Here is an 11,866-nt window from a genome sequence, read left to right on the forward strand (position 1 = left end):
TTCTTGTGCAATCAAATGAAACTCACCATGATTTTGTGGAACCGGTTTCCTATATAAACATGGTATCGCCCGGCGATGCGGCGCGGTAGCAGATCAGTACCCTATTGATAAACAGGATAAAATCCGATGTCGAAAAATTATGCAGCCCTGGCGCAACAGATAGTCGCGGCAATCGGCGGAGTCGATAACGTCGCCGCCGTGACCCACTGCATGACCCGTCTGCGCTTCGTGGTCAAAGACGACGAAAAGGTCGATAGCCCCACCCTGAAAGGCCTGACCGGGGTACTCGGCGTTGTGCGCAGCGATAACCAATGCCAGGTGATCATCGGCAATACCGTTTCCCAGGCCTACCGCGAGGTCGTGAATCTGCTGCCTGGCGACCTGCGCCCGGCTGAGCCGCAGGGCAAAGCGCCGCTAACCCTGAAACGCATCGGCGCCGGGATCCTTGACGCGCTGATCGGCACCATGTCGCCGCTGATCCCGGCGATTATCGGCGGATCGATGGTCAAGCTGCTGGCAATGATCCTTGAGATGAGCGGCGCGCTGCCGAAAGGCTCGCCGACGCTGACACTTCTGGCGCTTATCGGCGACGGCGCGTTTTTCTTCCTGCCGCTGATGGTGGCCGCCTCCGCGGCGGTGAAATTCAAAACCAATATGTCGCTGGCTATCGCCATCGCCGGGGTGCTGGTGCATCCCGGGTTTATCGAATTGATGGCCAAAGCCGCCCAGGGCGAACACGTTGAATTCGCCTTTATTCCGGTTACCGCGGTGAAATACACCTACACGGTGATCCCGGCGCTGGTGATGACCTGGTGCCTGTCGTATATCGAGCGCTGGGTGGATCGCATTACCCCGGCGGTGACGAAAAACTTCCTTAAGCCGATGCTGATCGTGCTGATCGCCGCCCCGCTGGCGATCCTGCTGATTGGCCCGCTGGGCATCTGGATCGGTAGCGCCATTTCCGCGCTGGTGTATACGATCCACAGCTATCTCGGCTGGCTGTCGGTGGCGATCATGGGCGGGCTGTGGCCACTGCTGGTGATGACCGGGATGCACCGCGTCTTTACGCCAACCATCATTCAGACCATCGCCGAAACCGGCAAAGAGGGCATGGTGATGCCATCGGAGATCGGCGCCAACCTGTCGCTGGGCGGATCGTCGCTGGCGGTGGCGTGGAAAACCAAAAACCCGGAGCTGCGCCAGACGGCGCTGGCCGCCGCGGCATCGGCGATTCTGGCCGGGATTTCCGAACCGGCGCTGTACGGCGTGGCGGTGCGCCTGAAGCGCCCGCTGATCGCCAGCTTAATCAGCGGCTTTATCTGCGGCGCGGTGGCGGGAATCGCCGGTCTGGCCAGCCATTCGATGGCGGCGCCAGGGCTGTTTACCAGCGTGCAGTTTTTCGATCCAGCCAATCCGATGACTATCGTCTGGGTATTTGGCGTGATGGCGCTGTCGGTGGTGCTGTCGTTTGCCCTGACGCTGATCCTCGGCTTTGAAGATATTCCCGTTGAACAGGCCGCTGCCGACGCCAGAGCGCGCCAGGCCCGGGCCCAGGCATCCCACGCCTGAACACACAATTGATAATGAGGTAATGCATGGCGAGTTTCCCACAGGGATTTTTATGGGGCGGCGCACTGGCCGCCAACCAGTCTGAAGGCGCTTATCTTGAAGGCGGTAAGGGGCTGACCACCGTGGATACCCTCCCCCACGGCGCCCACCGCCTGCCGGTAAAATTAGGCCTGGAGAAGCGCTTTACGCTGCGTGAAGACGAATTTTACCCCAGCCATGAGGCGATCGATTTTTACCATCGCTATAAAGAAGATATTGCCCTGATGGCCGAGATGGGGTTCAGCGTCTTTCGCACCTCCATCGCCTGGAGCCGCCTGTTCCCGCGCGGCGACGAGCAGCAGCCGAATCCGCAGGGCATCGCCTTCTACCGCTCACTGTTTGAGGAGTGCAAAAAGCACGGTATCGAGCCGCTGGTCACGCTGTGTCATTTCGACGTGCCGATGCATCTGGTGATGGAGTACGGCTCCTGGCGCAACCGCAAAATGGTGGATTTTTTCAGCCACTACGCCCGCACCTGCTTTGAAGCTTTTGACGGTCTGGTGAAATACTGGCTCACCTTCAATGAAATCAACATCATGCTGCACAGCCCCTACTCCGGCGCCGGGCTGGTGTTTGAAGAGGGTGAAAATCAGGAGCAGGTGAAGTACCAGGCCGCGCATCACGAGCTGGTGGCCAGCGCGCTGGCGACAAAAATCGCCCATGAGATTAACCCGCAAAATCAGGTCGGCTGCATGCTGGCGGGCGGCAATTTCTATCCTTACTCCTGCAAGCCGGAAGATGTGTGGATGGCGCTGGAGAAGGACCGCGAAAATCTGTTCTTTATCGACGTCCAGGCGCGCGGCGCCTATCCGGTGTGGGCCGCGCGGGTGTTCCGGGAAAAAGGGGTCACGATTGCGAAACAGCCGGGCGATGACGAGATCCTCAAAAACACCGTCGATTTCGTCTCCTTTAGCTACTACGCGTCGCGCTGCGCCTCGGCGGAGATGAACGCCAGCAACACCAATGCCGCCAACATCGTCAAGTCGCTGAAGAACCCGCACATCCCGGCCAGCGAATGGGGCTGGGGCATCGACCCGCTGGGCCTGCGCATCACCATGAACATGATGTATGACCGCTATCAGAAACCGCTGTTCCTGGTGGAAAACGGGCTTGGCGCCCGCGATGAGATCGATGCCAATGGCGACATCAATGACGACTATCGCATCAGCTACCTGCGCGAGCACATCAGGGCAATGCGCGACGCTATCGGAGACGGTATTCCGGTGCTGGGCTACACCAGCTGGGGCTGCATCGATCTGGTCTCGGCGTCAACCGGCGAGATGAGCAAGCGCTACGGCTTTGTCTATGTCGATCGCGACGATGCCGGCAACGGCACCCTGGCGCGTAAGCGTAAAAAGTCATTCTTCTGGTACCAGAAGGTGATAGCCAGCAACGGCGCCGATCTCGACTAAGCGTCCTCGCCCACGCGCGCCCATTCCCCGCGATAAACGGGGGACGGGCGTCTGCTTTCTGTTGCATCTATTACATGCTTTTTTCTCGAGCCTGATTCCAGTTTCTGGTTTGCCTCCTGTTCACAATAACTGGTATTTTATCCAGTACTTTTACAGGGGTATCTTCAGCAAGGAGCACATCATGAGCGCACAGCACACTACCGCAGCCAGAGGGATAGCCAGGGCCATTCGCCAGTTAACCGTGGGATATGTCAGAAAACGCCATGAAGACCGCAAAACGCGGGAGACGCGGCGCTACACCCGCCACGCAGCCTTGAACCTGAACGGCGACTGGCTGGAGCAGGCGGGGTTTCCAGTCGGCACGCAGGTCAGAGTCTCGGTGTCGCCCGGGAAATTAGTGATAGAGAATCTTGAGCTGGCGCCGCCGGGAACGGGGCTCCCGGCAGGTCAGTCGTGCGCCGGCGGAGAGCCCGGTTCGCCGCTGGGTTAATCGTCTTCAGCCTCCAGCCGGGCAAAGCCGCCCTGGCCCTGCCAGTCTGCCAGCTGCTGGTACACCCGGGCAACGGCCTCTTTTACCGGCTGGGTCATCGGATAATAAAAACCGACGATATCCGGCTGAATGCCGAGGAAAATCACCTCGCCGACGTCCTCTTTCAACTGATCGACCAGATAGTTGAGCGGCATGTTATGGGTGGTCATCATAAACATCTCGGCGATATCGTCGGGGTCGATGACGCGAATGTCGCCGGGGTTAAGGCCCATGTCGGTGGCATCGACAATCAGCAGGCGTTCGGGGCGTAATTCGCGGATCGCCACGATGTCGTTTTCCGGCGCGCTGCCGCCGTCGATGACCACCCACTGGCCGGCCGGGTTCGCCGCGCACATCTCCGCCAGCAGCGGGCCGGCGCCGTCGTCGCCCATCATGCTGTTGCCAACACAGAGTAAAACGTCAGTCACGTAATCTCCTCACCATCAGATAGATGGCGCTCTCCTGGTGAATATCATGCAGCATGCTGAGCATCGTTTTACTCCACGCCTGCTGCTGCGGGGTCTGCGCGGACTGCGCTTTATCAAAGGCGTTGGCCAGCATCGCCACATGGCTGCTGTCGATGACGATTTCGCCATACTTCGGCACGCCCTCCATTTTGCGCTGCGCGGCGCTGCCCGCCTCAAGGGTGGCGATCCATGCCAGATACGCCTCCCACGGGCAGCTCAGCGCCGCCTCAAGACAGTCGATGACGCCGAGGTGGTGGCCAATCGCCAGGCTGTAATAGACCACCTGCTGCGCCTGATCCGGCGTGGCGTCGTTCTCATCAATAAATTTACGGCTCAGCTGACTGAACACCACCGTCTCGCTCATCGGATACGCGCCCCCTCGACCACCTGGTTGAGATGGGTGACGATCTCGGTCAGACGCGGATCTTTCTCCGCCTCCAGCCAGCGCAGCACCTGGCTGTCGCCCTGGCCGAGCAGACGCATATAGTCGTCAGCAATCTGCCGGCCATAGCGATAACCCGCCAGACGCCGCGCTTCGCGATCGATGCGCACCCGCAGGGGCTGCACCATATCGGCATGCAGCAGCTCGGTCGGCTGTTCGTCGAGTTCACCTGGCAGACGAGCATGGATTTTCTGCTCCAGCAGGCCGAGCGCCATGGCGAAGCCGTACAGGGTGGCGGCGGGCGTCGGCGGGCAGCCCGGAATATAGACATCGACCGGTACGATTTTATCGGTACCGCCCCAGACGCAGTACAGGTCGTGGAAGATGCCGCCGCTGTTGCCGCAGGCGCCGTAGGAGATACAGATCTTCGGATCCGGCGCCGACTGCCAGGCGCGCAGCGCCGGGGAGCGCATGGCGCGGGTCACCGCCCCGGTAAACAGCAGAATATCGGCATGGCGCGGCGAAGGCACTACCTTGATCCCGAAGCGTTCAGCGTCGAACAGCGGCGAAAGGGTAGCGAAAATTTCGATTTCGCAACCATTGCAGCCGCCGCAGTCGACGCGGTAGACGTAGGCCGAACGTTTAATCTTCTTCAGCAGCGAGGCCTTCATGCTGGCGATGGATTCATCCACCGTCATCGGCACGGGAATGCCGTTTTCATCGCGCGGGCCAAGTAAAGTACTCATCAGCTGGCCTCCCTCATATGGCGGGTCAGTTCAATACGATCGGACGGCACCAGGCATTTCTGGCGCTTGCATTCCGGGCAGGTTTCGAAGCTTTCGCGGTGCAGCTCGGCGCGGGTATCGCCGTTATGCTTGAGCAGCGCGATGGCGTAGTCGATCTCCTTCTGCACCGCGAACGGACGCTGGCACTCCCGGCAGTGGCAGATAGCGAAGCGCGACTGCTGGAGGAAATCCTCTTTCTTCCACACCGCCAGCTCATACTCCGGCGACAGCTTAATCGCCGCCGTCGGGCACACCTCTTCACAGCGGCCGCAGAAGATGCAGCGCCCGAGGTTGAACTGCCACGCCAGCTGATTAGTGGTCAGATCGGTCTCGACCGTCAGGGCGTTCGACGGGCAGGCGTTCACGCAGGCCGCGCAGCCGATACACTGCTGCGGCGTATGCTCCGGCTTGCCGCGAAAGTTTTTGTCTACCGGCATCGGCTCCAGCGGGTAGGCGTGCGTCGCGGTGCCGGTCTTAATAACTTTTTTAATAAAGGTAAACATGGCGATTCCTTATTTCAGCGGCGAGTTTTTACGCTCGATGCTGTAGCGCTCCAGCTCTTTGTACGGCACCACTTTGCTCTTCTTCTTGCGTACGTCGACAACGGTCATGCGGTCGGTACAGGAGTAGCACGGGTCGAGGCTGCCGATGATCAGCGGCGCATCGGAAACGGTGTTGCCGCGCAGCATATAGCGCAGGGTCGGCCAGTTGGCATAGGTCGCCGCCCGGCAGCGCCAGCGGTACAGTTTCTGGTTGTCGCCGGTCATGCTCCAGTGGATATCGTCGCCGCGCGGCGCCTCGGAGAAGCCCAGTGCGAAGCGGTGCGGAATATAGGTGAACCCCTCCACCATCAGCGGGCCGCCCGGCAGGTTATCGAGACCGAAATCAATCATATTCAGCGCGGTATAAACCTCGTTGATCCGCACCTTGAGGCGAGATATTACGTCGCAACCCTGCTCGCTGTGGACTTCCATCGGCAGCAGGCCGTAGCCGACAAACGGGTGGTCGGCGCGGGTGTCGCGGGCATGGCCGCTGGCGCGCACCATCGGGCCGACGTTACTAAAGTCGCGGGCGATTTCCGGATCCAGACGGCCAATACCGACGGTACGCTGTTCCATATTCGGCGTGCTGAGCAGCATATCCACCAGCTCCTGCACGTCGCGGCGCATCTGCTGCGCCAGCTGACGGGTCTGGATCATGTCCTCTTTCAGCAGGTCGCGGCGGATCCCGCCGATCAGGTTCAGGCCGTAGGTTTTACGTGCGCCGGTAAGAATTTCCGCCATCTTCATTGAGGTTTCGCGCACGCGGAAGAACTGCATAAAGCCGGAGTCAAAGCCGGTAAAGTGGCAGGCCAGACCGAGGTTCAGCAGGTGCGAGTGCAGGCGTTCCACCTCCAGCAGAATGGCGCGGATCATCTGCGCCCGCTCCGGCACCACGATGCCCATCGCGTTCTCCACCGAGGTGGTGTAAGCGGTACTGTGGGCGAAGCCGCAGATGCCGCACACCCGGTCCGACAGGAAGGTCACTTCGTTATAGCCCATGCGGGTTTCCGCCAGCTTTTCCATCCCGCGATGGACGTAGAACAGGCGGTAGTCGGCATCGATAATGTTCTCGCCGTCAACGAACAGGCGGAAGTGGCCAGGTTCATCAGAGGTGACGTGCAGCGGGCCGATCGGCACCACGTTGTTTTTCTTGCTGCCGAGCTCGTTAATGAACTCGTAGGTTTCGGCGTCGGTGGTCGGCGCCGGGCGCTGGCGGTAGTCCATGCTGTCTTTGCGCAGCGGATAGAGTTCGTCCGGCCAGTCGTCCGGTAGCACCAGACGACGTTCGTCCGGCAGGCCGACCGGCACCAGGCCGTACATATCGCGCACTTCGCGCTCGCCCCACACCGCCGCCGGGACGCGCGGCGTCACCGACGGGTATTCCGGTTTGTTGGCGTCCACTTCCACGCGCACGGTGATCCAGCATTTGGTGCCCTGCTCCATCGACAGCACGTAATAGACCGCGTAGTGGCCGTTGAGCTTACGTTCATCGTTGCCGAACAGCACCGACAGCCAGCCACCCTGCTGGTAGTAGAGAAACTCCACCACTTCCGGCAGGTAGTTGACCTTCACGGTGATAGTTAACTGGTCTTTGGTCTGCCAGGCTTCGTCCAGCACCACGCCCGGAAAGGCCTGGTGCAGCGCCGCAAGATAGTGTTGACCGATTTTTTCTTCAGACATGCTCAAACTCTCTTAATCACGCCACCAGCAAGGAGACGAAAGCTAAAAAGGCGAAACCAAACCCGGCCCAGGTGACGCGGGAGGTGGCACAAAAACGCAGACGCGCCATGCTGTTTTCAAACAACGCGATAATCAGCACCCCGACTACCAGCTTGACGACAGCGACCACCAGCGCCAACAGCAGGCCGCCGACGCTGAAGCTGGTCATCTGGCCCCACGGGAAAAAGACCCCGACAAACATCTGCAGCACCACCAGCTGTTTGAGGCTGATGCCCCACTTCAGGATGCCAAAGCCGCTGCCGCTGTATTCCGACAGGGGGCCCTCCTGCAGCTCCTGCTCCGCTTCCGCCAGATCGAACGGCAGTTTGCCCATCTCGATAAAGGTGGCGAAGGCGCAGGCGCACAGCGCCAGAATCAGTGGAATGCTGTGCGCCGCCGGCCAGTGGTAAAGGGTATCGGTGATGGTGCTGATATGGGTCGAGCCGGCGACCTGCGCCGCCACCCACAGGCCCAGCAGCAGGATCGGCTCCACCAGCACGCCGAGCATCGCTTCGCGACTACTGCCCAGCGCGGTAAACGGGCTGCCGGTGTCCAGACCAGAAATGGCAAAGAAGAAACGGGCGATGGCGAACAGGTAGATCAGGGTGATGAGATCCCCGAGCACCGGCAGCGGGGAGTCCACCGTCACCACCGGCAGCGCGGTGGCGATGGTCAGCATCACGCCCACCATGACGTACGGCGTCAGGCGAAACACCCAGCCCGAGGCGTCAGGACCGACGCTCTGACGGCCCAGCAGTTTCAGGATATCGCGATACTCCTGCAGTACCCCCGGTCCGCGGCGGTTATGCAGTCGCGCGCGGGCGACGCGAACGATCCCGGACAACAGCGGCGCGACGGCAAACAGCACCAGCGCCTGTAGCAATGCAATTAACAGACTCATTCTCAGGCTCCTCGCGAAATGACAATCACCACCAGCACCGCCAGCTCAACCAGCGCGATCCCGCGCAGCAGCGCCGGCGCCGAGGCCGATTGCCAGCCCGGCACCAGACGCACCGGGTTCAGCCAGTGACGCAGCTTCAGCAACGGCGCAAAGGCCTCTTTCACCGGCATGGCAAAGCCGTGGGCCGTTACCACCATCGACTGCTCGTGGTCGTAACCGCAGACCCACGCCGCGCCGCGCGAGCGCGCCGCCAGGCGATCGCCTTTAAAGAAGATCATCAGCAGGAACGGCAGCAGCGGGCAGGCGATAAGCAGCAGCGCGATCATCGGCTGCGATACCACGCTCGATACCTGAGCCTGCACCGGGAAGGCGCCGCTCACCAGCGGCAGCAGCCACGGCGCGGCGATGCCGCCAACGAGGCAGAAGACCGCCGCCAGTATTACGCTCAGGGTCATCAGCCAGGGGGCGCAGGTGGCGTTTTCCGCCTCTTTCGTCCGCGGCGCGCCGAGGAAGGTCACGCCATAGACTTTCGCCATACACATCACCGCCAGTGCGCCGGTGATCGCCAGGCCGACGGCCAGCAGCGGCCCCAGCAGACGGCCAATAAACAGGTCGCCGGTGCTCATTTTGAAGAAGGACTGGTAGATAACCCACTCGCCGGCGAAGCCGTTCAGCGGCGGCAGGGCCGCCATTGCCATCAGTCCTACCAGCATGGCGAGGGAGATCAACGGCATTTTTTTACCGATGCCGCCCAGCTTCTCGATATCGCGATGGCCGGTACGGAACCACACCGCCCCGGCGCCGAGGAACAGCGTGGTTTTGAACAGGCTGTGGTTAATCAGGTGATACATACCGCCGATAAAACCCAGCACCATCAGCGTGCTGTTGCGGGTTGCCACGCCGGTAACAAAGGCGCCCAGCCCCAGCAGGATGATGCCGATGTTCTCGAGGGTGTGATAGGCCAGCAGACGCTGAATGTTATGCTCCATCAGGGCATACAGCCCGCCGATAAAGGCGGTGATCATCCCCAGCGCCAGCAGCATGACGCCCCACCACAGCGGCGGCACGCCGCCGGCCAGCGAGACGGTCAGCATGCCGTACAGACCGACCTTCATCACCACGGTGGAAAACAGCGCGGCGGCTGGCGCGCTGGCCCCGGCGTGAGCCTGCGGCGCCCAGCCGTGCAGCGGGATCGCCCCGGCCAGCAGAGCGAATCCCACCAGCCCCGGCAGCCACAGCAGCGGGTTCTGCATCATATCCACCGCCTGGAGGTTGATCTGCGCCAGCTCGAGGGTGCCGTAGGTCGACCACACCAGCCAGCAGGTCCAGGCCATCAGCAACGTGCCGAGACGCCCCAGGGCAAACCACAGCTTACCGGAAGCGGCGCAGCCGGTGAGAAACGCCGCGCAGAGCGCCATGATCTCCGCCATCACCACCAGCGAACCGATATTGGTCACCACCACCGCGCAGGTGGCGGCGGCCAACAGCAGGTTGACCAGCAGGCCGTTGGCCTTCACCTGCGGATGGCGATGCCAGCTAATATTGAACAATGACACCGGCAGCGCCGACAGGCCGATGGCCAGCAGCCACAGCGCGTTGACACCGCCCACCCGCATCGTCAGATGCAGAAACTGCAGCATGCCGCCGTGGATCCGTTCCGGCATCAAGAGCGCTGCGCCGCCGGCAACCACCAGCATGGCGCTGGCCACCGCGCCGCCGATCCCGGCAATAGCGCCGCTGAGCGGTTTACGCATGGCAAACACAAAGGCCAGCACGGCGCTGGCGGCGTACCACATCACCGCCTGATTGACTAATCCTATTACACTCATTCCCTCTCCCCCTGTTGCGCCTGGAACAGCGACAAGTCGCCAAGGTCGGTATTAAAGGTCAGCTGGCGTTTACGCTTGCTGGCCTGGGCGATATCCCGGCTATCCACCAACAGCAGCGCGTTGGTCGGGCAGGTCCGCACGCAGGCCGGGCCCTGGTCATCGAAGTGGCAGAGGTCGCATTTCACGGCAATGGCGCGCACGCCGGGCACCCAGTCGAGCAGCGAGCTGACACGGGCCGGCGCCGGCGGCGCGGGGGGCGCGAGTCGGGTATTGGCATTGGCCGGAATATCCAGCGGACGGCTGCCGGAAAATTCGATGGCGCCAAACGGGCAGGCGATGCCGCACAGTTTGCAGCTTACGCACAGGCTCTCGTTGAGCTGGACGGCGCCATCGACGCGCTGGATGGCGTTAACCGGGCAGACGGTGGCGCAGGGGGCATCTTCGCAGTGGTGGCACATCTGCGGTGCCGATTCTTTTTCATTACGCATCACCTGCAGCCGCGGCATAGCCTGCAGGCCGTGCTGGCGATGCGTCTCAGAGCAGGCGGCTTCGCAGGTGCGGCAGCCGATACAGACAGTGGAGTCAGCAATTACAAAACGGTTCACCGGGTCATCCTCGGGTGAAAGTCATTTTTGACGAAATCAGGTTGCGCAGGTGTCATTTTCGACACGTGTCGACACCTCGCGATCAGTGGGTCAGGGCCAGATGGCTTAAATCCACCGGTTGGTCTTGCTCCATGGCGTCATATAGACGGTCATAGACAGTGGCGATAATCACCAGATAGTGCTCCAGCACCTGGTCGCGGGAGCGGTTGCTGATCCGCCCGTCCACCGTGCCATCTGCCGCCAGCGTGGCCTGAGCAATCAGGTACTTATCACCGCCGCCTTTGTTTTCGACGTAGTATTCGATGGTGTGGCTGTTAAAGCCTTCCGCCAGCGCGACAAACACCTGAAAATGGCCGAACAGCACGAAGCACAGCTCTTTATCCGGCGCGCAGCTCATCGCGTGATGCAGGCGGGCCTTCGACAGGGTGATCCCCTGAACCAGCGAGTTACAGTAGATGTGCCACTGCTCCTGCTGCTGCCGGTGACGGTCGGCGATGTAATCCGCCTTTTCACTTATTTCCCAAATAGTCATATCGGTTTCTCCGTTGCATGAGATGCACCCTCTAAGCATTTTTCATGCCATTTTTTATTTAATTGATTTAACTATGTTTTTGTATTCATCCCTGCCGATGCGACATGTCGATGACAGCCCCGGGGCGTCGACATCGACATTGCCGGCCACGACGATTTCATTCTGGCATCGTTATTGCATACAAGGCGCATTGCGATACGGAGGCGACTATGCACGAAATCACCCTCAGCCAGCGGGCGCTGGAAATTATTGAACAACAGGCGCAGCAGGCCGGCGCGCGACGGGTGACCGGCGTGTGGCTCAAGGTCGGCGCATTTTCCTGCGTGGAAGCCAGCGCCCTGACCTTCTGCTTTGAGCTGGTCTGCCGGGGCACGCTGGCGGAGGGGTGCGAACTGCATATCGCCGAACAACAGGCTGAATGCTGGTGCGAACGCTGCCAGCAGTACGTCCATCTTGTCTCGCAGCACGTCCGCCGCTGCCCGCTCTGCAATAACGACCAGCTACAGATCGTGGCGGATGACGGCTTACAGATTCAGCGTTTAGAACTGGAGTAAA

General features: G+C 61.0%; 13 protein-coding genes. 4 read left to right on the top strand and 9 right to left on the bottom strand.

What is annotated here, in order from left to right; all coding sequences use genetic code 11:
* Positions 1-126: 126 nt before the first annotated feature.
* The 3 genes from ascF to NKJ21_RS17075 all read left to right on the top strand — a co-directional run bounded on the left by ascF (position 127) and on the right by NKJ21_RS17075 (position 3,510).
* Positions 127-1,569: a PTS cellobiose/arbutin/salicin transporter subunit IIBC gene (gene ascF, locus NKJ21_RS17065; RefSeq protein WP_012967363.1), complete on the top strand. Its 1,443-nt coding sequence runs from the start codon at positions 127-129 to the stop codon at positions 1,567-1,569.
* A 26-nt stretch (positions 1,570-1,595) separates the two neighbouring features.
* Complete coding sequence (locus NKJ21_RS17070; protein ID WP_022065322.1) at positions 1,596-3,020, top strand: 6-phospho-beta-glucosidase; 1,425 nt, start codon at positions 1,596-1,598, stop codon at positions 3,018-3,020.
* Between the two features lie 181 nt (positions 3,021-3,201).
* Positions 3,202-3,510, top strand: coding sequence for a SymE family type I addiction module toxin (locus tag NKJ21_RS17075; RefSeq protein WP_012967361.1), 309 nt, complete (start codon positions 3,202-3,204; stop codon positions 3,508-3,510).
* Here NKJ21_RS17075 and hycI read toward each other — a convergent pair.
* The 9 genes from hycI to hycA form a co-directional block, all read right to left on the bottom strand.
* Complete coding sequence (gene hycI, locus NKJ21_RS17080) at positions 3,507-3,977, bottom strand: hydrogenase maturation peptidase HycI (protein WP_008806179.1); 471 nt, start codon at positions 3,975-3,977, stop codon at positions 3,507-3,509. The genes NKJ21_RS17075 and hycI overlap by 4 nt on opposite strands.
* Positions 3,970-4,380 carry a formate hydrogenlyase maturation HycH family protein gene (locus NKJ21_RS17085; protein WP_110196514.1) on the bottom strand — a complete coding sequence of 137 codons (411 nt, stop codon included), beginning with the start codon at positions 4,378-4,380 and terminating at the stop codon, positions 3,970-3,972. The genes hycI and NKJ21_RS17085 overlap by 8 nt, the downstream gene beginning before the upstream one ends.
* The gene (locus tag NKJ21_RS17090) at positions 4,377-5,144 is read right to left on the bottom strand and encodes an NADH-quinone oxidoreductase subunit B family protein (RefSeq protein ID WP_002914891.1); all 768 of its coding nucleotides are present in this window, start codon (positions 5,142-5,144) and stop codon (positions 4,377-4,379) included. The genes NKJ21_RS17085 and NKJ21_RS17090 overlap by 4 nt, the downstream gene beginning before the upstream one ends.
* A complete protein-coding gene (locus NKJ21_RS17095) occupies positions 5,144-5,686 on the bottom strand; it encodes a formate hydrogenlyase complex iron-sulfur subunit (protein WP_008806181.1) in 543 nt (180 codons plus the stop codon). Before NKJ21_RS17095 ends, NKJ21_RS17090 begins: the two co-directional genes overlap by 1 nt.
* A gap of 9 nt (positions 5,687-5,695) precedes the next feature.
* A complete protein-coding gene (gene hycE, locus NKJ21_RS17100; RefSeq protein ID WP_004151044.1) occupies positions 5,696-7,405 on the bottom strand; it encodes a formate hydrogenlyase subunit HycE in 1,710 nt (569 codons plus the stop codon).
* A gap of 16 nt (positions 7,406-7,421) precedes the next feature.
* The gene (locus NKJ21_RS17105; RefSeq protein WP_008806182.1) at positions 7,422-8,345 is read right to left on the bottom strand and encodes a respiratory chain complex I subunit 1 family protein; all 924 of its coding nucleotides are present in this window, start codon (positions 8,343-8,345) and stop codon (positions 7,422-7,424) included.
* A 2-nt stretch (positions 8,346-8,347) separates the two neighbouring features.
* A complete protein-coding gene (gene hycC, locus NKJ21_RS17110) occupies positions 8,348-10,174 on the bottom strand; it encodes a formate hydrogenlyase subunit 3 (protein ID WP_032731140.1) in 1,827 nt (608 codons plus the stop codon).
* On the bottom strand, positions 10,171-10,779 hold the full coding sequence (locus tag NKJ21_RS17115; protein ID WP_012540764.1) for a 4Fe-4S dicluster domain-containing protein: 609 nt from the start codon (positions 10,777-10,779) through the stop codon (positions 10,171-10,173). The genes hycC and NKJ21_RS17115 overlap by 4 nt, the downstream gene beginning before the upstream one ends.
* 82 nt (positions 10,780-10,861) lie before the next feature.
* On the bottom strand, positions 10,862-11,311 hold the full coding sequence (gene hycA / locus NKJ21_RS17120) for a formate hydrogenlyase regulator HycA (protein ID WP_239270473.1): 450 nt from the start codon (positions 11,309-11,311) through the stop codon (positions 10,862-10,864).
* A gap of 209 nt (positions 11,312-11,520) precedes the next feature.
* On the opposite strand from hycA, the gene hypA reads away from it, so the two are divergent.
* On the top strand, positions 11,521-11,865 hold the full coding sequence (gene hypA, locus NKJ21_RS17125) for a hydrogenase maturation nickel metallochaperone HypA (protein ID WP_012540763.1): 345 nt from the start codon (positions 11,521-11,523) through the stop codon (positions 11,863-11,865).
* Position 11,866: the final 1 nt, after the last annotated feature.

The sequence above is a fragment of the Klebsiella sp. SWET4 genome (assembly GCF_024296565.1).
Classification (GTDB): Bacteria; Pseudomonadota; Gammaproteobacteria; order Enterobacterales; family Enterobacteriaceae; genus Klebsiella; species Klebsiella variicola.